Annotated in this window: 20 protein-coding genes and 1 pseudogene; 11 read left to right on the top strand and 10 right to left on the bottom strand. The window is 71.5% G+C overall.

Going from position 1 to position 19,950, the window contains the following annotated elements; all coding sequences use genetic code 11:
• Positions 1-78: 78 nt before the first annotated feature.
• Positions 79-558 carry an STAS domain-containing protein gene (locus EWH70_RS12085; protein WP_165436244.1) on the top strand — a complete coding sequence of 160 codons (480 nt, stop codon included), beginning with the start codon at positions 79-81 and terminating at the stop codon, positions 556-558.
• Here the strand turns inward: EWH70_RS12085 and EWH70_RS12080 are convergent.
• Positions 544-1,131 (bottom strand): CGNR zinc finger domain-containing protein, encoded by a 588-nt coding sequence (locus EWH70_RS12080; RefSeq protein ID WP_130475408.1) that lies wholly within the window; start codon positions 1,129-1,131, stop codon positions 544-546. The two genes, EWH70_RS12085 and EWH70_RS12080, sit on opposite strands and share 15 nt — an antisense overlap.
• 63 nt (positions 1,132-1,194) lie before the next feature.
• On the opposite strand from EWH70_RS12080, the gene EWH70_RS12075 reads away from it, so the two are divergent.
• Genes EWH70_RS12075 through EWH70_RS12065 form a run of 3 tightly spaced genes read left to right on the top strand, consistent with a single transcriptional unit; the run spans position 1,195 to position 3,561 of the window.
• On the top strand, positions 1,195-2,007 hold the full coding sequence (locus EWH70_RS12075) for an alpha/beta fold hydrolase (protein WP_240686945.1): 813 nt from the start codon (positions 1,195-1,197) through the stop codon (positions 2,005-2,007).
• A 22-nt stretch (positions 2,008-2,029) separates the two neighbouring features.
• A complete protein-coding gene (locus tag EWH70_RS12070; protein ID WP_130475407.1) occupies positions 2,030-2,842 on the top strand; it encodes a BON domain-containing protein in 813 nt (270 codons plus the stop codon).
• On the top strand, positions 2,842-3,561 hold the full coding sequence (locus EWH70_RS12065; RefSeq protein WP_130475406.1) for a metallophosphoesterase family protein: 720 nt from the start codon (positions 2,842-2,844) through the stop codon (positions 3,559-3,561). Before EWH70_RS12070 ends, EWH70_RS12065 begins: the two co-directional genes overlap by 1 nt.
• On the opposite strand, the gene EWH70_RS12060 is transcribed toward EWH70_RS12065, so the two are convergent.
• Complete coding sequence (locus EWH70_RS12060) at positions 3,558-4,382, bottom strand: SDR family oxidoreductase (RefSeq protein WP_130475405.1); 825 nt, start codon at positions 4,380-4,382, stop codon at positions 3,558-3,560. The two genes, EWH70_RS12065 and EWH70_RS12060, sit on opposite strands and share 4 nt — an antisense overlap.
• Before the next feature lie 78 nt (positions 4,383-4,460).
• Here EWH70_RS12060 and EWH70_RS12055 point away from each other — a divergent pair, with 78 nt between their 5' ends.
• Positions 4,461-4,826, top strand: coding sequence for an ArsR/SmtB family transcription factor (locus EWH70_RS12055; RefSeq protein WP_130475404.1), 366 nt, complete (start codon positions 4,461-4,463; stop codon positions 4,824-4,826).
• A complete protein-coding gene (locus tag EWH70_RS12050; RefSeq protein ID WP_130475403.1) occupies positions 4,823-5,452 on the top strand; it encodes an SRPBCC family protein in 630 nt (209 codons plus the stop codon). The genes EWH70_RS12055 and EWH70_RS12050 overlap by 4 nt, the downstream gene beginning before the upstream one ends.
• 78 nt (positions 5,453-5,530) lie before the next feature.
• Here EWH70_RS12050 and EWH70_RS12045 read toward each other — a convergent pair whose 3' ends face one another.
• From EWH70_RS12045 to EWH70_RS12015, 7 genes are all read right to left on the bottom strand, one after another.
• Positions 5,531-6,313 (bottom strand): S1 family peptidase, encoded by a 783-nt coding sequence (locus tag EWH70_RS12045; RefSeq protein WP_130475402.1) that lies wholly within the window; start codon positions 6,311-6,313, stop codon positions 5,531-5,533.
• Between the two features lie 112 nt (positions 6,314-6,425).
• Entirely contained in the window at positions 6,426-7,556 is a 1,131-nt protein-coding gene (locus EWH70_RS12040) for an amidohydrolase family protein (protein WP_130475401.1), read from the bottom strand.
• Positions 7,553-9,964 carry a sugar-binding protein gene (locus EWH70_RS12035; protein ID WP_130475400.1) on the bottom strand — a complete coding sequence of 804 codons (2,412 nt, stop codon included), beginning with the start codon at positions 9,962-9,964 and terminating at the stop codon, positions 7,553-7,555. The genes EWH70_RS12040 and EWH70_RS12035 overlap by 4 nt, the downstream gene beginning before the upstream one ends.
• Before the next feature lie 19 nt (positions 9,965-9,983).
• Complete coding sequence (locus EWH70_RS12030; RefSeq protein WP_130475399.1) at positions 9,984-10,790, bottom strand: carbohydrate ABC transporter permease; 807 nt, start codon at positions 10,788-10,790, stop codon at positions 9,984-9,986.
• Positions 10,790-11,647, bottom strand: coding sequence for a carbohydrate ABC transporter permease (locus EWH70_RS12025; RefSeq protein ID WP_130475398.1), 858 nt, complete (start codon positions 11,645-11,647; stop codon positions 10,790-10,792). The genes EWH70_RS12030 and EWH70_RS12025 overlap by 1 nt, the downstream gene beginning before the upstream one ends.
• Positions 11,634-12,965 (bottom strand): extracellular solute-binding protein, encoded by a 1,332-nt coding sequence (locus EWH70_RS12020; RefSeq protein WP_205669096.1) that lies wholly within the window; start codon positions 12,963-12,965, stop codon positions 11,634-11,636. Before EWH70_RS12020 ends, EWH70_RS12025 begins: the two co-directional genes overlap by 14 nt.
• Complete coding sequence (locus EWH70_RS12015; RefSeq protein WP_240686944.1) at positions 12,962-14,050, bottom strand: carbohydrate kinase family protein; 1,089 nt, start codon at positions 14,048-14,050, stop codon at positions 12,962-12,964. The genes EWH70_RS12020 and EWH70_RS12015 overlap by 4 nt, the downstream gene beginning before the upstream one ends.
• Positions 14,051-14,143: 93 nt before the next feature.
• Between EWH70_RS12015 and EWH70_RS12010 the strand changes: the two genes are divergently transcribed.
• Together EWH70_RS12010 and EWH70_RS12005 are read left to right on the top strand one after the other, a co-directional pair.
• The gene (locus EWH70_RS12010) at positions 14,144-14,896 is read left to right on the top strand and encodes a DeoR/GlpR family DNA-binding transcription regulator (protein WP_130475397.1); all 753 of its coding nucleotides are present in this window, start codon (positions 14,144-14,146) and stop codon (positions 14,894-14,896) included.
• Positions 14,893-16,230 (top strand): 6-phospho-beta-glucosidase, encoded by a 1,338-nt coding sequence (locus tag EWH70_RS12005; RefSeq protein ID WP_205669095.1) that lies wholly within the window; start codon positions 14,893-14,895, stop codon positions 16,228-16,230. The genes EWH70_RS12010 and EWH70_RS12005 overlap by 4 nt, the downstream gene beginning before the upstream one ends.
• On the opposite strand, the gene EWH70_RS12000 is transcribed toward EWH70_RS12005, so the two are convergent.
• A complete protein-coding gene (locus tag EWH70_RS12000; protein WP_240686943.1) occupies positions 16,188-16,832 on the bottom strand; it encodes a TetR/AcrR family transcriptional regulator in 645 nt (214 codons plus the stop codon). The two genes, EWH70_RS12005 and EWH70_RS12000, sit on opposite strands and share 43 nt — an antisense overlap.
• Before the next feature lie 81 nt (positions 16,833-16,913).
• Between EWH70_RS12000 and EWH70_RS11995 the strand changes: the two genes are divergently transcribed.
• The 3 genes and pseudogenes from EWH70_RS11995 to EWH70_RS11985 all read left to right on the top strand — a co-directional run.
• A complete protein-coding gene (locus EWH70_RS11995) occupies positions 16,914-17,729 on the top strand; it encodes an alpha/beta fold hydrolase (RefSeq protein WP_165436243.1) in 816 nt (271 codons plus the stop codon).
• A gap of 267 nt (positions 17,730-17,996) precedes the next feature.
• Entirely contained in the window at positions 17,997-19,202 is a 1,206-nt protein-coding gene (locus EWH70_RS11990; protein ID WP_130475395.1) for an HNH endonuclease signature motif containing protein, read from the top strand.
• 398 nt (positions 19,203-19,600) lie between these two features.
• Positions 19,601-19,933 (top strand): annotated as a pseudogene (locus tag EWH70_RS11985) (proton-conducting transporter transmembrane domain-containing protein); the annotation flags it as partial.
• Positions 19,934-19,950 lie beyond the last annotated feature (17 nt).

Here is a 19,950-nt window from a genome sequence, read left to right as displayed (position 1 = left end):
GTGTGCCCCGATTGCCGCCGAACTATGCCCCCTGTCCGGGGGTTGTCCCGCCATGCCGCCCGCCGTACGGTGGAGTTCTTGGTTCAGCACGCAGCCAGGTCCGTCGACAACCCGCTCGGGCGAGACGGCCAGCACCAGGTCGCCGTCCGGGCAGCCGGAAGCGAGGGCTGTGACATGACTTCCGAACCACCTCAGTTCCGTCTCACCGTCCGCTGGGCGGACCACCACACCGCCGTCATCGACGTCGCGGGTGAGGTCGACATGGTCACCGCGCCGCGGCTGTGGCAGCTGCTGTCCTGCCGCCTGCGGGGGACGTCCCGGAGTGTGCTCGTCGACCTCTCGGCCGTCCGGTTCCTGGCGGCCGCGGGGCTGGGTGTGCTGGTCAGAGCGCAGCAGCTCGCCGGAGCGACCGGCATCAGCCTGTACGTCGTGACCGGCTCGTCGCATCCGGTGCTGCGGGCGCTGGAGGCAACCGGCCTGCGGTCGACGTTGTCGGTCGTGCGGTCGGCCGACGAGGTTCCGGCGAACGATCTCGTCGACCTGTCAACCGCCTTGTGAGCGCCGCGCCCGGTGCTTGGCCACGTTGACCCGGTTGCCGCACAGTTCGGGCATGCAGTAGCGGCGCCGCCCGGCGCGGCTGCTGTCCACGAACGTGCCCGCGCAGGTGACCGACGCGCAGTCCCGGAACCGTTCGTGACCGAGCGCGCGCACCACCGCGAGCAGGCCGATACCGATCAGCAGCGCGAGTTCGCCGTCCAGGCCCACGTCCGGGCCTGACCGCACCACCCAGCGCAGCTGACCGCTGTCGTCCCTGGCCAGTTCGAGTCTGCCGTGTCCGCGCGCGGCCAGGACGGCGGCGGCCGTGGCCACGGCGTCGTCCCCGTCCGCCGCGGTCGCCATGACCGCGCGCACCGCCGTACGCAGATCGTGCACCTGGGCCACCTGCGCGCGGGTGGGCAGGCGGCGTCCGGCCACGGCGTCCGGTCGCAGGCCGTGGTTGGCCAGGAAGGTCGCCAGTTCGTCCGGGCCGGCCAGTGCCTCGCCGTGCCGTGCCATCACCTCCGGGGCGGTGTTCACCAGGTCCGTCGCCACGGCGGCGCCCAGCACGTAATCCTCCAAGTCGACTTGCACCCCTTACATCCTCCTCTATCGTAATTGCTGTAACACGCCGATAAACCTTACCGGAGGTGCGTTGTGACGGACTGGAAGCTGACCGAACCGGTGCCGGTGAGCGGTGGGGAGGTCGTCACCGGCACGCTGGGCTCCGGCCCGCCGGTGGTGCTCACGCACGGCACGCCGAGCTGGTCCTACCTGTGGCGCGACGTGGCGCCGGAACTCGCCCGGACGCACACCGTGTACCTGTGGGACCAGCTCGGCTACGGCGACTCGCGGATCCGGCCGGGACTGTCGCCGTCGTTCAAGCTGCACGGTGAGACGCTCGCCGAGCTGATCGCGCACTGGGGACTGGAACGGCCTGCCCTGGTGGGGCACGACAGCGGTGGGGCCGCCGTGATGCTGGCGCATCTGCACCACGGTGTCGCCGTGGACCGGATCGCGCTGGTGGATGCCGCGGTGCTCAGCCCGTTCGTCACCCCGGTCAGCAGGCACCTGCGGCGTTACCGGGAGGCGTACAGCACGATGCCGGTGCACGTGTTCACCGAGCTGATCGCCGCGCACCTGCGCAGCGCGGTGAGCGGGCCGGCCGACCTGATCGAACCCTATCTGGACCGGTATCGCGGCGAGGAAGGCCGGGAGAGCTGGATCGACCACGTGGTGCACTTCGACGAGGCGGACGTCGCACCCGCGGAGTCCAAGTTGGACAGTGTGGACGTCCCGGCGCTCGTGCTGTGGGGAGAACAGGACCGCTGGCTGCCGGTGGAGACCGGGCGGCGGCTGGCCGCCTCGATACCCGGCGCGACGTTCGAAGCGATCGCCGGTGCGGGGCACTTCCTCCCCGAGGACGCGCCCGGTGAGGTGGCCGCGCGGCTGCGGGAGTTTCTCGCCTGACCGGCACGGGTATCCGGCCGTCATGACGACACCGGACGAGGACGCCCTGCTGCGGACGCTCACCGCGGTGGTCAACACGCTGACCGAGGCCGGAATCAGGTTCGCGATCGGCGGCGGCTGCGCGGTCTACGCGCGCGGCGGCCCGGCCTCGGATCACGACGTCGACGTGTTCCTCGACGAACACGACATCGGCCCCGCGGTCGCCGCGCTGAAGGCCGTCGGCATGCGGCCGGTGGAACCGCCGGAGGACTGGCTGACCAAGGTGTACGACGGCGACCGACTGGTGGACCTCGTGTTCCGGCCGAACGGCCGCCCGGTCACCACCGAGATGCTGGACCGTGCCCAGCGGCTGCGGGTCGGCGCGGCGGTCGCCCCGGTGCTCAGCGGCACGGACCTGCTGGTCGACAAGCTGCTGGTGCTCGACGCGCACCGCTGCGACCTGTCGCCGCTGCTGCACATCGCCCGGGTGCTGCGGGAACAGGTCGACTGGACCGGCGTGGCACGGCAGACCGCCGGTTCGCCGTACGCACGCTGCGCCCTGCGGCTGTTCGCCGAGCTGGGGATCAGCGAACCGCTTGAGGAACCGGCCGGGGACAACGGGTATCTGGTCGCCCACGTCCGCCGCGCGCTCGCCGAGGACGCGCGGACCGCCGAGCTGGGGGTACGGGTGGACGTCTCCGGCGGGGCGATCCGGCTGGAAGGTGACGTGGAATGCGCGCGGCGCAGGCAGGACGTCGCCGACGTCGTGGCCGACAACGCACGAGGAATGGCGGTGTACAACGAAATCCACGTTCTCGATCCCAGCGGTCACAGCGAGCCCGAGGAGGTGCGCTGATGAGGATCGCGGCGATCGCCGACATCCACCTCGGGGAGGACTCCGGCGGCAGGCTGCGGCCCGCGTTCGAGGAACTGGGGGAGTGCGCCGACGTCCTGCTGGTAGCCGGTGACCTGACCCGGCACGGCAGCCTCGCCGAGGCCGGGGTGGTCGCGCGCGAACTCACCGGCCTGCCGGTACCGGTGCTCGCGGTGCTGGGCAACCACGACCACCACAGCGACGCCGGGGACGAGATCACCGCGCTGCTCGAGGACCACGGCGTCCGCGTGCTGGAAGGCGACGCGGTCACCGTCGACGTCGGCGGCAGGCGGCTCGGGGTGGCCGGGGTCAAGGGCTTCGGCGGCGGATTCGCCGGGGCCTGCGCGAGCGAGTTCGGCGAGCGGGAGATGAAGGACTTCGTCGGTCACACGGCCGCGTCGGCCGACCGGTTGCGCGGGGCGCTGAAGGAGGTCGGCGACGCCGACGTCCGGGTGGCGATGACGCACTACGCGCCGATCCCGGAAACCCTGGCCGGCGAGCCGGAGCAGATCTACCCGTTCCTGGGCTCGTACCTGTTCGGTGAGGTCATCGACGAGGCGGGGGTGGACCTCGCCGTGCACGGGCACGCCCACTTCGGCTCGGAGAAGGGCAACACGCCCGCCGGGGTGCCGGTGCGCAACGTGGCTCAGCCGATCATCCGGACGGCGTTCGCCACCTACGTGCTGCCGGAAACCGGTTAGGGCCTGCGCCAGTCGTGGTTGTCCAGTGCCGAACTGGCCTGCGGCCCCATCAGCGACATCCCGCCGTCGACCACATAGGACGCTCCGGTGACGTAGGCGGCGGCCGGCGTGGCGAGGAAGGCCACCACCGCGGCGACCTCCTTGGCGTGACCGGGCCGGCCGAGCGGCACGCCGGGCCGTTTGTGCTCGGCCGGGTTCGCGTCGGGCTGGCCCGTCATCGGCGTCGAGATCTCACCCGGTGCCACCGAGTTGACCGTGATGCCGTGTTCGGCCAGTTCCAGCGCCAGCACCTCGGTGAGGGCCCCGAGGCCCGCCTTGGCGGCGCAGTACGGTGCCGCGCCGACGCGGGGCAGGTGTTCGTGCACGCTGGTGATGTTGACGATCCGGCCGCCACGGCCTGCCGCGATCATCCTGCGGGCGGCCCGCTGCGCGCAGAGGAACGCGCCGTCGAGGTCCACCGCCAGCACCCGGCGCCAGGTCTCGAAGTCCATCTCGACCGCGAGTTCCGAGCTGCCCGTCCCGGCGCAGTTGACCAGGACGTCGACGCCGCCCAGCTCGCCGGCCAGGTCGTCGACGACGCCGGCCGCCTCCGGCAGGCGGGTCAGGTCGAGCCTGCGGACGACCGCCTTCGAACCCTGCCGGGTGACTTCGTCGGCGGTCGCACGGGCGCCGTCCGCGTCGGTGTTGTAGGTGATGCCGACGTCGAGACCGCCACCGGCCAGCGCCACCGCGACGGCGGTGCCGATGCCGGAGTCGGAGCCGGTGACGATGGCGGTACGCGGCTGGTCGACGTCACTGGGCAGGGGTGCGGTGTCCGTCATGCGCGGCGGCTACCCGGGGGACACCGGGCTTAAATACCGGTGTTGACTTATATAAGTTGCGACTGTACATTGGTCGGCGTGCACGCTTTCGACGTGCTCGGGGACCCGGTGCGCCGCCGGATCCTCGAGCTTCTCGCTGACGGCGAGATGACCTCGGGCGCCGTCTGCGCGGTCATCTCCGACGAGTTCGGGATTACCCAGCCGGCCGTGTCGCAGCACCTGAAGGTGTTGCGGGAGAACGGTTTCGCCACCGTCCGGCCGGAAGGTACCCGGCGCCTGTACGCCGTCAACTCCGAGCCGCTGCGCGACGTCGACGTCTGGCTCGACCGTTTTCGTCGTTTCTGGACTCCGCATCTGGACGCCCTGGCCACGGAGCTGGCGAGGGGCAAGCGGGAGCGCCGGCTGCGGCAGTCCGAGAAGAACACCGAAGGAGAAACCCCGTGATCGACGTCAAGCATGAGATCAGCGCCGTGAGCCGCACGGTCGGCAGCCGCACGCTGGAGGCGGGCACCGCCCGGGTGGTGACCATCAGGCGGACCTACGACGCGCCGCTGGAGGACGTGTGGGACGCCTGCACCAGCGCCGACCGGCTGCCGCGGTGGTTCCTGCCGGTCACCGGGGACCTGGTGGAGGGCGGGCGTTACCAGTTCGAGGGCAACGCCGGTGGCACGGTGACCGGCTGCGACAAGCCGAACGGCTTCACCGCGACCTGGGAGTACGGCGGTGAGGTGAGCTGGATCGAGGTGCGGTTCACCGCCGAGGGAGACGAGCGGACCGAGTTCCGGCTGGAGCACATCGCGCACGTGGAGGACGAACGCTGGACCCAGTTCGGGCCGGGCGCCGTCGGCGTGGGCTGGGACCTCGGCCTGATGGGCCTGGGGATGCACCTGGCGTCGGGCGAGCCGGTGGACCGTGCCTCGGCCGGCGAGTGGTCGGAGTCCGACGAGGGCAAGGAGTTCTCCAGGCTGAGCAGCGAGGCGTGGTACGAGGCGAGCGTCGCGTCCGGTACCCCGGAGCCCGAGGCTCGCGCCGCCGCGGACCGCACGACGGCGTTCTACACCGGCGCCTGACCGTCACGTCCCAGGCACGTGAAGGCCACCTTCAGCACGTGAGACGTAATGAAGGTGGCCTTCACGAGCTTGCGCGGGTCAGGGCAGGTCAGGCACGTGCTGCTTGATCCAGTCGCGGTGGGCCGTGACGTCGGACCAGATGCCGTTGCCGGTGGCGCACAACGGGTCCTGGTCGGCATCGCGGCTGGTCGCGCCGACCAGCTGCCACTCGCCGGGACGGCCCCGCAGCTGCGGACCGCCCGAGTCGCCGTGGCAGCCCATGGCATTCGGCGTGTCGCTGTCGGTGCACAGCTCCTTGCCCGCCACGAAACCGTTGCCGCACAGGTTGTCGGCGACGATCTTCGTGTCCAGCTCCTGGAGCTTGACCGGCAGCGTGCCGCACTGCTGGTCGAAGCAGCTGGTGCCCCAGCCGAGAATCCGCGTCGCGGTGCCTGCCCCGCCGGACTCCGGCGCGATCGTGATCGGCTTGGCCTGCACGGGCTTCTCGAGCTTCATCAGGGCGACGTCGTTGCCCTCCATACTCTGTTCGGCGTCCGGGTGGACGACGATCTCCTTGACGCCCACCAGCTCACCGCCGGTGGTCCGGTCGGTGCTGCCGATGCGGGTACGCAGGTCGGCCGGCTTGGTGCCGCCGACGCAGTGCGCGGCCGTCACCACCCACTCGCTGGTGATCAGCGAGGCACCGCAGCGGTGCGAACCGTTCGCGCTCTGCATCGACACCATGAACGAGTAGTTCTCCGTGGCGTCCCGTCCGCCGATGACGAACGGCTGGGCGCCGGTGGCGGCGGCCGGCAGCGCGCTCGCCGCGGCGAGCGGGACGGCGGCGGCGACGGCGAGTGCGACCGCGCGGAGTCTGGGCATGTCGGCTCCTAGTGTTGATCCACTGTGACTACTCTGCGCAAGCTAGTCGCTCGAACGAGTGAGCGGAACGGCCAGAAGGTTGGTAATTATCGACCCATCGGCCGAGGTCGTCCTACGACCGTGGGCTGACCGGCCGCCCCCGGTGCCAGACCTGCCGGATGCGGTCGGCCAGCGCGTCGACGGCCAGGCCGGTGCCGTCCAGTAACACGACGTCGGCCCGCTGACCTGGGGCGATGTGTCCCCGGTCGAGCCGCAGCAGGCGAGCCGCCTCGGTCGTCGCGGCACGCCAGGCCGCGGCCTCGCCGAGGCACTCGGCCAGCAGTCGCAGTTCGGTGTGCAGGTCGACGTGCGGGCGGGTGGCCAGGTCGGACCCGGCGGCGACCGGGACACCGGCCGCGACAGCCGCGGTCAGTGACGCCCGGTGTGCCGCGATCGCGTCGTCGTCACCCATTCCGGCAATGGGCGCGAGGGTGGGGACGTACCACGTCCCGTGCTCCCGCAGTGCCGCGATCGCGGTGTCGTCGAGGAACACGCCGTGCTCGACACTGCGTGCGCCAGCCACGGCAGCGTTCTCCGCCGCGCGGGCGCCGTGGGCATGGGCCAGCACGTCCCGCCCGCACCGGGCGGCCTCGTCGACGAGTGCACCCAGTTCTGCGGGCGTCGCCTGCACCTCCCGGCCCGCCCGCAGGTCCCGCATGCCGCCGCCCGCGCCGACCTTGATCCAGTCCGCACCGGCCCGCACCATCCGCCGCACGGCGGCGCGAGCGGCGTCCGGCCCGTCGAACACCGGGTCGGGCAGTGCCGGGTCGCCGATCCGGTCGACCGGTCCGGTGTCCGGCGACCAGGAGTCGCCCAGCCCGCCGGTGGGTGACAGCTGCCGCAGGCTGATCAGCAGGTCAGGCCCGTCGATCCAGCCTTCCCGAAGGGCGTGGGCGACTCCGGCGTCGGCGCCCCACGCGTCGCGCACCGTGGTGACGCCGCGCGCCAGCAGGCGGCGCAGTACCGGCACCGCCTCCAGGATCCGCGCACTGCGGGGCAGCGGCTCGGGCCGGGGGAACGCGACGTGGACGTGGCAGTCGATCAGGCCCGGCACCAGCAGGCCGCCCGTGCAGTCGACCCGCTCGTCACCGTCCAGGCCGGTGTCCACCGCGGCGATGCGGTCGCCGTCGAGCAGGACGTCGGCCCGGGCGGTCTCGCCGGTGTCCGGGTCGAGGACCCGGCCACCGTCGAGCAGCACGGTCATCCGGACGCCGCCGCCGTGCCGCCGCGGGTGTTGGCGAAGCCGACGAGCACCGGTCCGGCCGGCAGCTTGGTCCGGCCGGGCTTCACCTGGAGCACGTGCCGCCCGCTGGGCGCGAACACGTAGGCCGTGCCGCGCTCCGCCGCGTACAGCCAGCCGTCCCGGACGCGGATCGACCGCGCCGCGGGCGCCGCACCCGGCGGCAGGCCGAGCCGGATGGACTGCTCCAGCGACTGCGGCGAGTCCACCGACGCCAGGGCCTCGAGCGGCAGCTTCGGCGCGGGCGGCTCGACCGGCCTGCCGGGCGGCGGGGTGTAGCCGTCGACGGTGGCCCGGCCCCAGCGGTACGGGTCACCCTGCACGCCGCCCCAGGTCGACCAGCCGATGCGCGTCTGACCGGTCTTGTCCTGCGTGTCCGAGTCGTAGACCAGCACGTTCAGTCCCAGCGCCGCCGGGTCGACCGCGCCGGGCAGCTGCTCCATCGGGATGGCGGCCTCGACGGTGTAACCGCCCTCGCGGACCTTCGCCGCCACCCGCACGCCGGGCGCGGGCCCCTGCGCGTTGTCGGCGTCGCGGAACGCACACGGACCGCCGTCGGCGGTAGCGGGCAGGACGGCCAGCTTGTAGGTGCTGGAGGTGTTCTCCGACCGGCCCCTCGGGTCGATCGCCAGCTCCACCGCGTCGGTGCGCCAGTGCCGCTTGCAGTCCGCGGTGGCCAGCTTCGTGCCCGCCACGTCGTCGGTGACGTCGACGAGCGCGTACAGCGTGTCGTCGTGCCAGGACAGCGTCGCGGTACCCGAGCAGTCGGCGGCCGACTCGCAGTCGTCGCCCTCCCAGCGGGCCGAGACGTCCAGCGTCGCCCCGGGGTACTCGCCCTCGCCCGCGGCGCCGTCGACCGCGGGGGCGGAGGCGGCCCGGGGGATGGCCGTGGCGGGCACGATCTCCAGCGCCGCGGTGGTGGCGCCGCCGGGGGAGGTGTGCAGGCGGTAGGTGTAGTCCTTGCCGGGCGCGAGCCCGGTGTCGGTGTTGCGCACCGGGAACGTCACCCGGTGCGTGGCGCCCGGCGCCAGCTCCGGGTAGGGCTGCGCCTGCCCGCCGGCGAACCCGGCGGGCAGCTCCAGCGACACCGTGCCCCGCTGCGGAACCGGGCTCTCGTTGCGCACGGTCACGGCGATGTCCCGGGTCCCGCCCGACGGCACGGTGAGCACCGGCAGCACTTCGCCCGCCCGGTCCGGGAATCCCGCCTGGCGGGCCCAGTCGTCGTACTGCGCCACCTGCGGCAGCTGTTCCTGCGTGGCCACCACCGGCGGCACCACCTCGACGAGCGCCTCCGTGCTGTCCGAACCGACGGTGGCCCGGATCCGGGCCTTACCCGGCTTGGCGTCCGCCGGGACGGTCACCGTGCGGCCGGCCACGGTCCAGCCCTCGGGCGCGCTCAGCGTGACCTCACCTGGCGCCGAGGAGTCCACGTCGATCGTCACCCGCTCGCCCGCGGTCACGCGGTAGCGGTCGGCGGTCGCGGACAGCGTCGGTCCCATCGGGACGGCACCGTCCAGGATGCCCGCCGCACCACGGTTCTCGACCCGGTACGGGACCCGGCTCGCGGCCAGGGTGAAGTAGTCGCAGGCGATCTTCGCCGGGTCGGTCGGCGCGTCGGGCCGGTCGGCCCAGCCTTGGCTGGCGTACTCGCGCTGCGCCTCCCGCTCGATCTGCGCCCACGTCTTGCCGCCCGGCCCGGTAGCGCCCGCCCAGACACCCCACACCCGGTCGGCCGGGTCGGCGGGGGTGAAGTTCGCGACGCAGTCCGGTCCGGTGGTGCGCTCGCCGTCCAGTCCGGTGGTGAACAGCTTCGCCACCGGCCACGCCCTGCCCGCCTCGCGGAACTTCGCCGGGTCGGCCGCCGCGGTGTAGGCCTCGAACGCCAGCCTGGCGGCGTACTGGTGGTTGCCGTGGTTTCCCGGCGAGGGCGCCGGATCCATGGTCAGCACGATCTCCGGCCGGGTCTGCCGGATCACCCGCACCAGCTGTTCCAGCGTCCGCTGGTGGCCCCAGGCCTGCTCGGTGAGCGGGGAGCTGACCGTGTAGTAGAAGTCGGCCTTGTCGAAGTTGAACACGTCGGTGATCCCGGCGCGCCCGACGGCCTTGCGTTCCTCCGCCTCGCGGATGAGGCCGAGCGCGGGCCCTTCCTCGGGGCCGACGGCGTTGCCGCCGCCCTCGCCGCGGGTCACGGTCACCACCCCGGCCTTGAGCCCGAGCTGCCCGATGGTGGACAGCGTCGACGCCTCGTCGTCGGGATGGGCGCCGACGAACAACACGTCCAGGTCCGCCTTCGGGGCGGGCTCGGCCACGGCGGGCGGTGCCAGGCCCGCCATCAGGACCAGTGCCGCCGAACCGGCCACCAGCTTGCGCATCCCACTGCCTCCCAGAAATTCAGCCCTTGACCGAACCGTCCACCATGCCCCGGATGAAGTGCCGCTGCAGGAACAGGTACAACACGACGACGGGCAGCGCCACCAGCACCGAGGCCGCCGCCAGCAGCGGCACGGCCGTTGTCGCGTGCCCGGAGAAGAACTGCAGGCCCAGCGGCGCCGTCCGCAGCTCCTCGCTGGTGATCATGACCCGGGCGAGCAGGAATTCGTTCCACGTCCACATGAACACCAGCACGGCGAGCGTCACCAGCGCCGGGCGGCCCATCGGCACCAGGATCCGCCACAGCGTCTGCCAGTGCCCGGCGCCGTCGAGCCGGGCGGCCTCGACGATCCCGCGCGACGTGGACCGGAAGTAGGTACGCAGCCAGAACACGCCGAACGCCACCGACTGCGCCACCTGCGGGAAGATCAGCGAGGCGTAGGTGTCGGTCAGCCCGAGGTCACGCAGGTCGAAGTAGAGCGGCACCACCACGGACTCGGCCGGCACGGTCAGCCCGAGCAGCAGGAGGTAGAACAACACGCCGCTGCCGCGAAACCGCATGGTGCCGAAGGCGTAGGCCGCCAGGATGGACAGCAGCAGCGACAGCCCGACCACGCAGATCGCCACCAGCACGCTGTTGAGCAGGTAGCTGCCGAACCGGGCCTGCGTCCACGCCCTGGCGAAGTTCTCCCAGTGGATCCCGCCCTGGCCGGCGACCTCGGAACGCAGCGCGGTCACCAGGATCGCCACCATCGGGTACAACGCGAAGACTGTGAACACGCCGAGGATGACGTAGGTCCCGGTACGTTCGGCCGCGGAGACCTTCATCAGCGCTCCCTGCCGGAGATACGGGTGATCAGGAAGGTGACGGCGAACGCCAGCAGCGTGATCGTGACGCCCATGGCGGCGGCCGAGCCCACCTGTCCACTGTGGAACGCCCGCTGGTAGATCTCGTAGGCGGGCACCGTCGTCGAGCCGCCCGGACCGCCCTGCGGCGTCATCATGTACACCAGGTCGAACGTGCGCAGCGCGGCGATGACGGTCAGCGTCAGCGCCACCCCGATCTCCGGCCGCAGCGACGGCAGGATCACCGTGCGGAACTCCCGTACCGGGCCGGCGCCGTCCATGCGGGCCGCGTCGAACAGGTCGCCGGAGATCTTGCCGATGCCGCCGAGGAACAACACCATCGCCAGGCCCGTCTGCACCCACGTGCCGACGACACCGACCGCCATCAGCGCAGTGCCCTCGTCACCCAGCCACGCGCGTCCCGGTGTGCCGAGCACGGCGTTGAGTGTGCCGTCGGGCGCGTAGATCCGCTGCCACGCCACCGCGACCACGACCATGGCCACGACCTGCGGCAGGAACAATGCGGTGCGGAAGAACGGCAGCCCGCGCACCCGGGTCCGGTGCAGCACGGTGGCCAGCACCAGCCCGATGCACACCGGCAGCACGGCGAAGAACACCACCAGCACCGCGACGTGACCGAACGCGGCCAGCGCGCCCTCCTCGGTGGCCAGCTCGACGTAGTTGTCCAGCCCCGTCCAGGTGCCCGGGCTCAGCCCGTCCCAGTCGAACAGCGACAGCCAGCCGCTGTGCGCCAGCGGGAACAGTAGGAACAGGCCGTAGACCGCGAGTGCCGGGAGGAGGTAGAGGTAGCCGACCCGCCGCGGCTCACCTGCCGCCACGGCTCGCGTCCAGGTCGGCCTGCAACCTGCCGAGGAACGCCTCCGGGTCGAGTGCCCCGCTCAGCAGCTGCTCGATCGAGTCGCTGACCACCTCGTAGGCGTTGGGCGTGGCGTAGTCGAGGTAGGGCACCAGGCCGGGCGACGTCGACGCCGACTGCCAGGCGTCGAAGACGTCCTTCTGCAGGCCGCTGACGGTCTGCTTGCCCGCGTCGAGCACGGGCAGGTTCGACGTCTCCGCGAGCACCTTCATGGCGTCGGGCGAGGTGATGAAGTTGATGTAGGCGGCCGCCGCGTCCGGGTTCTTGCTCTTGGCGCTGATGGCCCACGGCAGGCCGGTGCCGCCGGTGACCGCCTCGCCGGGCGGGCGCAGGAAGCCGACCGAGTCGCCCATGGCGGCCTTGAGGTCGGGGGTCAGCCAGGTGCCGTTGATGTGGAACACGCCCTGTCCCTTGGCGAAGTTCGCCCACGCGTCGTCGTTCTTCAGCCCGGCGAAGCCCGGCGTCAGGTAGCCCTTGGCCGACCAGTCCAGCAGCTGCCGGGCCGCCGCGCGGTTGGCGTCGGTCGGCCAGCTGGCCTCCGGGCGGCCGGTGGCGAGTGCCGCTTCCACGCCGGGCTGGGAGTTGCGGTGCATGGCCATGCCGAACAGGTACGGACCGGCGCTCTTCTCCAGGTTGCCGAACTGGATCGGCAGCTGGCCGGCCGCCTTGGCCTTGGCCAGTGCCTCGTCGAACTCGGCCCAGGTCGTCGGCGGCTTGATGCCCAGCTCGGTGAGCTTGGTCTTGTTGTAGTAGATGCCGACCAGCTCACCGGTCTGCGGCACCCCGTAGAGCTTGCCCTCGCCGAGGACGTCACCACTGTCCGGATAGGACGCGAGCTTGCGGACCGACTCGGGGTAGCGGGTCGTCCACTGGTAGGCCTGGGCGTAGCCGTCCATCGGCAGCAGCAGCCCGGCCTTCACGAACGCGCCCATGTCCTGCTTGCCGTTGTTGACCTGGGCGATGTCGGGGGCCTCGTTGCCGGACAGCCCGAGCTTGACGGTGTTGCGCAGGTCGTCGAACGAGCGGGGCACCCGGTTGATCTTGATGTTGGGGTAGGTGCGCTGGAACTGCTCGTTGAGCCGGGTGATCTGCTGTTCCTGGCCGGCGCGGGTCTCCTGGTCCCAGATGGTCAGCGTCACCTGGCCCATCGCGGCGACGTCGGTGCGGACCTCACCCGCCGGACGCTCGGCCGGGCGGTCGGACGAGCCCCCTCCCGGGGTGCAGGCGGCCAGCAGCAGGGCGGCGCCGATGGCGACGGTGACAGGACGGCGCAGATTCACGATATGCCTCGCAATCCGATGGTGGCGCTGGCGCGGCGGACCTGGGCGTCGCCGCGGCTGGGGAGCAGGTCGCTGAGGAAGCAGTAGCCGCGCAGGTCGCGTTCGTCGCGGCGGCCGACCAGCCGCCACCAGGCGGAGATGTCCCCCCAGCCGGGCGCGGACTGCGAGCCGCCGAAGTGCTGCACGGACAGCGCGGCACACAGGTTGGCGAAGTGCACGCGGTCGGCCAGCGGCCAGCCGGCCAGCGTGCCCAGCACGAACCCGGCGCCGAACACGTCACCCGCGCCGGTCGGGTCCAGCGCGGCCACGTTGAGCCCGCCGACGTCGGCCTCCTCGCCGGTGGCGGAGTCGACGGCGTACGCGCCGTGCGCGCCGCGGGTGACCACGACGACGGGCACGATCTCGGCGAGCTTCGCGGCGGCGTCGCGGACGTTGTCGGTGCGCGTGTAGCGGGTCGCCTCGACGCTGTTGGGCAGGACGACGTCGTAGCCGTCGAGCAGCTGGCGCAGCATCGTGGGCTCCCAGCGCTCGGTGGGGTCCCAGCCGACGTCGGCGAACAGCAGCGCGCCGTTGCTCTTGGCCTTGCGAACCCACTCGTCGTCGTGCAGGTCGACGTGGACGAAGCAGGCGCGGGTGGGCGGCGGCGGGTCGAGCAGGTCGTCGGCGCTGATCGGCGCGGGGTGGCCGTGGGTGACCATGCTGCGGTCCTTCTCCACGGCCATCGACACGGTCAGCGGCGAGTGCCAGCCGTAGAAGCGGCGCGAGTGCGAGAGGTCGACGCCCTCCTGGTTGGCGAGCACGTCCCAGCAGAAGTCGCCGTAGGCGTCCTCGCCGAACGCGGCGGCCAGCCCGGTGCGTACCTGCAGCCGGGACAGCGCGACGGCGAGGTTGGCGATGCCGCCGGGGCTGGAGCCCAGGCCGGTCGCCCACACCTCGGTTCCCGGTTCGGGCAGTTGCGGCAGGCCGGTGAAGATGATGTCGAGGAACACCGTGCCGGACAGCAGGATGTCGAGTGCGGGCGGGTTGTCCGCGGCCGTCCTCGCGCCGGCGTCGAGATCGATCGTGACCTCGGTGTCGTCGTTCACCAGCGCCTCCTTACGTGGGTCCCGGCAGTCTGCACCCTTTTGGAGGGAAATGACAACTCCCGATGCAGAGAAATGACTGATAATGTTCGAGTCGTGCTACCCCAGCGCCGGTACTCGGAGATCGTGCGGTGCCTGACCCGCGACGGGTCGGCGTCGGTCGCCGCGTTGTGCGAGCAGCTGCGCACCAGTGCCGCGACCATCCGCCGGGACCTGATCTCGCTGGAACGCGAGGGCGTGCTCACCAGGGTGCACGGCGGAGCGGTGCTCAACCCGTCGGCGGAGATGCCGTTCGACTACGTCGCCGACAGCGATCCGGGCGGCAAGGCCGCGGTCGCGAAGGCCGCCGCCACGCTGGTCCGCGACGGCGAGGTGCTGCTGCTCGATATCGGCACCACGGTCCACCTGCTGGCCAAGCACCTGCACGGCAGGCGCATCACGGTGGTGACCAGCAACCTGGCCGTCTACGAGGAATTCGCCGACGACCACGCCGTCGAGCTGATGCTGCTGGGCGGGCTGGTCCGCCGCAACTACCGGTCGATGGTCGGGTTCCTCACCGAGGACGCGCTGCGTCAGGTGCGGGCGGACCGGCTGTTCCTGTCCGCGTCCGGCGTCGGCGCGGACGGGGCGCTGATGGACGACACGGTCGTCGAGGTGCCCGGCAAGCGGGCCATGCTCGCCGCCGCGGCACAGGTCGTCCTGCTGGCGGAGAAACACAAGTTCCCCGGCGTCGGGCTGGCCAGGGTCTGCGGGCCGGCCGACGTCGACGTGCTGGTGACCAACGCGGGGGCGAGCCCGGAGACGCTCGCCGTCATGCGCGAGGCGGGAGTAGAGGTGCGCGAGGTATGAGGCTGGCGATCCTGGGCGGCGGCGGGTTCCGGGTGCCGTTGGTGCACGCCAGCCTGCTGGCCGATCCCGACCGGCTGGTCGACGAACTGGTCCTGTACGACGTGGGGCCGGAGCGGCTGGCCGCCATCGGGGCGGTGCTGGACCAGCAGGCCGCCGGCGCGCCGTGGCGGCCGCGGATCGTCACCACCACGTCGCTGGACGAGGCACTGTCCGATGTGGACATGGTGTTCTCCGCCATCCGGGTCGGCGGGCTGGACGGCCGCAGCCTCGACGAGCGGGTTCCGTTGCGGCACGGGCTGATCGGCCAGGAGACCGTCGGCCCGGGCGGGGTCTGCTACGCGCTGCGTACGGTGCCGGTGGCACTGGAGATCGCCGAGACCGTCGCGCGGCGCGCGCCCGGTGCGTGGGTCATCAACTTCACCAACCCGGCCGGTGTGGTGACCGAGGCGATGTCGGCGGTGCTGGGGGACCGGGTCGTCGGCATCTGCGACTCGCCGGTCGGGCTGTGCCGCCGGGTGGCCGCCGCGCTGGACGTCGACGCGGAGCGCGCCTCGTTCGACTACGTCGGGCTCAACCACCTCGGCTGGCTGCGCCGGGTCCTCGTCGACGGCCGCGACGTGCTGCCCGGGCTGTTCGGCTCGCCCGCGCTGACGTCGTTCGAGGAGGGCAAGCTGTTCGGCGAGCGGTGGCTGCGCACGCTCGGCGCCGTGCCGAACGAGTACCTGCACTACTACTACTTCGCCAGGGAGACGCTGGCGCAGATGCACGCCCAGGACTCGACGAGGGGCGAGTTCCTGCGCGAGCAGCAGCGGGCGTTCTACACCGATGCCGTGCGGGAGCCGGAGTCGGCACTGCGGCGCTGGCAGGACACCCGGTCGGAGCGGGAACGCAGTTACCTGGCCGAGGGCAGGGCCGTCGCGGGGGCGGGGGAGCGGGACAGCTGCGACACCGACGGCGGCGGGTACGAGGAGGTCGCGCTGCGGCTGATGAACGCCATCGCGGGCAACCGCGACGCGTCGCTGATCCTCAACGTGCGCAACCGCGGCGCGGTGGCCGGGCTGGACGACGACGCCGTCGTCGAGGTGCCGTGTGTGGTCAACGGCAACGGGCCGCGTGCGCTGGCCGTCGGCGAGGTGCGGCCGGCCGAGCTGGGGCTGATGCTGCGGGTGAAGGGCGTCGAACGGGCGACCATCGAGGCGGCGGTGAGCCGCAGCCGTTCCGCCGCGTTGTTCGCGCTCGGGTCCCACCCGCTGGTGGACTCGGTGGCCGCGGCCGAGCGGGTGCTCGACGACTACGTGGCGGCCTTTCCCGAACTCGCCGACCTGGCGCCGTAGGCCGCGAGGAACACCCGCACGGCTTCGTCGGCATAGCGGTTCAGCTCGTCCGGCGTGAACAGGTCCTCGCGGGTGTCGGCCATGGCCTTGTTCAGCGGGATCGACAGCGCGAGCCAGTTGAAGTTCTGCGCCGCGAGCATCGGGTCGGGCACGTCGAGCAGCCCGCGTTTTCCCAGTGCGGTGAACCATTCGGCGAACATCGCACACGAGCGTTCCGGGCCGTTGCGGTACCACAGCCGTGCCAGATGCGGGAACCGGTCGGCCTCGCCGATGAGGATGCGGCGCAGCCGCACCAGGTGCGGCTGCATGACGTTGCCCAGGTGGTAGCGGGCGAACTCGCGCAGGTCCGCTGCGAGGTCGGTGCTGTCCGGCATGCTCTCGATCAACGCGTGTGACTCGGCGCGGTCCTGGGCGACGTCGCCGCTGATGATCTCGGTGAACAAGCCCTCCTTGTCGGCGAAGTGCTTGTACACCGTCTGTTTGGACACCGCGGCGCGGGCGGCGACGTCGTCCATGCTGGTGGCGCCGTAGCCGTTGCGGAGGAACAGCTCCCGCGCCGCGTCGAGGATGGCGGCGTGCTTGCGGGCGGATGCGGTGGTCACAGAAACCATACTAGACGGTTCAGTTCCGTTTGTGTACTGTCCTCAGTACTGAACCGTCCAGTTCTGTTCCGGGAGGAACCCATGACCGCCACCGTCACGACCGGCATGCTCGACGTCTCAGACGCCCGGCTGTACTACGAACTGCGAGGGAGCGGGCCGCTGCTGGCGCTGATCGCCGCGCCGATGGACGCGGACTCGTTCGCCCCCGCGGCCGACCTGCTCGCCGCCGGCTACACGGTGCTGACCACGGACCCGCGTGGTATCAAGCGCAGCTGGCTGGCCGACAGAGAGCGTGAGTCGAGCCCCCGCGAGCGCGCGGACGACCTGCACAGGCTGCTGGTACACCTGAACCTCGGCCCGGCGGCCGTGTTCGGCTCCAGCGGTGGCGCGGTGACCTCGCTCGCCCACGCCGAGCGGTACCCGGACGACGTGCACACGGTCATCGCGCACGAGCCGCCGACCACGTCGATCCTGCCCGACCGGGCCGAGCAGGCCGCGGCGGTGGAGGACATGATCGCCACCTACGAGGCAGGCGACGTCGGCGCGGCGTGGGGCAAGTTCCTTGCCAACGCGAACATTCAGCTGGACGAGGAGGTGCTGGCGCAGATGTTCCCCGCCGCGCCGGACCCGGAGGCGGCGGCCGACGACCGGTTCGGCTTCACCCGCATGCTGCGTGGCACCACCTCGTTCGAGCCGGACGTGGCCGCCCTGCGCGACGGCGCGCCGCGTGTCCTGATTGGACTGGGCGAGGACTCCGCGGGCCAGGTGTGCGACCGCACCAGCCGGGCGCTGGCGCGGCTGCTGGGAACCGAGCCGACGATGTTCCCCGGCGGCCACACCGGCTTCGCCGACGACCCGGAGACGTTCGCCGCGCGCATGCGCGAACTGCTGGCCTGAGGTTGCCGTGGCAGCGGTGTTTGGCCGCTGCCACGGCGCGCTTGGCTCGCGGGGCTCTCGTGCTGCGGCGCGCTGTGGCGGTATCGGCTCGCGGCTGGGACTCTTTTCCGCCACTGCTGGGGCGCCGCATTCGGCGGCAAACCCCAGTCGCGTTCCTAGCCTCTCCCAGATGGTCCGGCCAGGGCGGGATTGACTGCTGGTCAATAATGTCAATTTGCCCCACGGGAGAGTGATTTATTCGAACAGATGTTCGCCTAGAATGGGTGCGTGGACGTTGAGGGGTTGATTCCGGCGTGGCAGCTCTCGGAGGGGGAGTTGTCGGCCGCTCTGGTCACGTCCGAGGCCGGGCTGGCGCGGGAGTACGCCCGCAACCTTGAACTCGTGGCCGAGGCGGACAAACGTGGCCTGGCTGGCAGTAACGGGTTTCGGGATACGGCGGCGCTGTTGGAGCGGGGGATGCGGGTCTCCCGCCGGGAAGCCCGCGCCCGGGTCGCCGCCGCCACCGCGGACCTCCCCGTACTGCGGGCGGCGCTGGCCGCTGGTGACATTAGCTTTGAGCATGTGCGGGAGATTGAGCAGGTGCTGTCCAAGGCTCCGGGTTCGGTGACACCGGAGCAGTTGTCGGCGAGCGAACAGACCTTGGTGGAGTTGGCGAAGCAGGCGCCTCCGGCGAACGTGCGTAAGGCGGGCCGTCGGTTGCTGGTCCATTGGGATTTGGAAGATCGGCCGCCGGCGGATGTCGATCGGGATTTGGCGCGGCCGCGGCGGGAGTTCCGGTACACGTTCACCCGGGAAGGGCGGATGCGGTTCAGCGGGGAGTTCGATCCGGAGACCGCCGCCCTGGCCGAGGCGTTGCTGGTGCCGCTGGCCAAACCCGACGCCGCCGTGCAGGGTGTCCCGGATCAGCGCACCACAGCGGAACGCCACGGCGACGCGGTGGCGGCGGTGTTCGACCTGGCCGCCCGCGCTCCCGACCTGCCGGTCAAGGCCGCCGAACGGGCCGTGGTGACGGTGACGGTCGGGTTGGAGGAATTGGAGCGGCGGGCCGGGACAGTGTTCCTGAATGGCTACGGCGCGGTGACCGTGGAGCAGCTACGCAAGATGTGCTGCGACGCCCGGGTCGTGCCCGCCGTCCTCGGAAGCCAAGGCGAGGTCCTGGACCTGGGGCGGGCGGTGCGGACCGCGACCCCGGCCCAGCGGCGGGCGCTGGCCCTGCGGGACAAGGGGTGTACCGCGCCGGGGTGTACCCGGGGGCCGAAATGGTGTGTGCCGCATCATGCGGTGCACTGGGCCGACGGCGGCCCCACCAACCTCGCTGGGCTCGGCTTCACCTGCGAACGCGACCACCACCTGCTCCACCACGGCGGCTGGACCATGCGCCTGCACCACGGCGCCATCGAATGGATCCCACCCACCTGGTACGACCCGAAACGAAGACCCATCCGCAACACCGCACACGACCCACCACCCTGACAATCACGGATGGGCTGGTGCTGAGCGGTAATGGCGTACGGGCGCAGCTGACCACCGGCTGCTGGAATCCACCCTCGAGGCGATACCGCCGTGTCCGGTGATCTTCGTCGACGCGGGCGGCACAGACGCACCGAACTCGAGAGCCGTGGTGTGGCCGATGTGCTCATGGTGGTTGTGACGGGATGTCCGGCCTGCCGGACGCGATCACTGCTGTCTGGCCGGGCACCGCGGACCGTCCAGCAACGCGCGCGTCGGTGGACTCGCGCAGCCTCAGCATAGGGCCGTGACCACCAAGGCGTCGGCCTACGCCGCGGCCACAGAGGCTGCCGCGTGGGTGCGGTTTGCCACGTTGATCGTCAGCACCCTCGTGGTGACCGACAAGCTGCCGGAAGGCCGCAGTGACGGTGGTGCGCGACGCGCCGCTGGAGACGCAGATCTGGCTGTTCCTCGGGTTCTTCCTGGCGTTCGCCATCAAGGCGCCGCTGGTGCCGCTGCACACCTGGCTGCCCGACGCGGCCGGTCAGGCGCCGATCGGCGTCGCCGTGCTGCTGGTCGGCGTGCTGGACAAGGTCGGCACGTTCGGCTTCCTGCTGACGCTCGGCGTCGCCGGGGTCATCTACGGCTCGATGCTGGCCGCCGGGCAGCGCGACATGAAGCGGTTCGTCGCCTACGTGTCGATCGCGCACTTCGGCTTCATCGCGCTGGGCATCTTCGCGTTCACCACGCAGGCACAACGCGAATTGAGAGT

This window comes from Amycolatopsis suaedae, assembly GCF_004214935.1.
Taxonomy (GTDB): Bacteria; Actinomycetota; Actinomycetes; order Mycobacteriales; family Pseudonocardiaceae; genus Amycolatopsis; species Amycolatopsis suaedae.
This window is presented reverse-complemented; position numbering and strand designations above follow the sequence as displayed.

What these genes read in the sequence shown, in the direction of transcription:
- EWH70_RS12060 (WP_130475405.1), bottom strand. Translation starts at nt 4,382, where the DNA reads ATGACGGACACCGCACCCCTGCCCAGTGACGTCGACCAGCCGCGTACC.
- EWH70_RS12045 (WP_130475402.1), bottom strand. Translation starts at nt 6,313, where the DNA reads ATGCCCAGACTCCGCGCGGTCGCACTCGCCGTCGCCGCCGCCGTCCCG.
- EWH70_RS12030 (WP_130475399.1), bottom strand. Translation starts at nt 10,790, where the DNA reads ATGAAGGTCTCCGCGGCCGAACGTACCGGGACCTACGTCATCCTCGGC.
- EWH70_RS12040 (WP_130475401.1), bottom strand. Translation starts at nt 7,556, where the DNA reads ATGACCGTGCTGCTCGACGGTGGCCGGGTCCTCGACCCGGACACCGGC.
- EWH70_RS12065 (WP_130475406.1), top strand. Translation starts at nt 2,842, where the DNA reads ATGAGGATCGCGGCGATCGCCGACATCCACCTCGGGGAGGACTCCGGC.
- EWH70_RS12035 (WP_130475400.1), bottom strand. Translation starts at nt 9,964, where the DNA reads ATGCGCAAGCTGGTGGCCGGTTCGGCGGCACTGGTCCTGATGGCGGGC.
- EWH70_RS12005 (WP_205669095.1), top strand. Translation starts at nt 14,893, where the DNA reads ATGAGGCTGGCGATCCTGGGCGGCGGCGGGTTCCGGGTGCCGTTGGTG.
- EWH70_RS11995 (WP_165436243.1), top strand. Translation starts at nt 16,914, where the DNA reads ATGACCGCCACCGTCACGACCGGCATGCTCGACGTCTCAGACGCCCGG.
- EWH70_RS12070 (WP_130475407.1), top strand. Translation starts at nt 2,030, where the DNA reads ATGACGACACCGGACGAGGACGCCCTGCTGCGGACGCTCACCGCGGTG.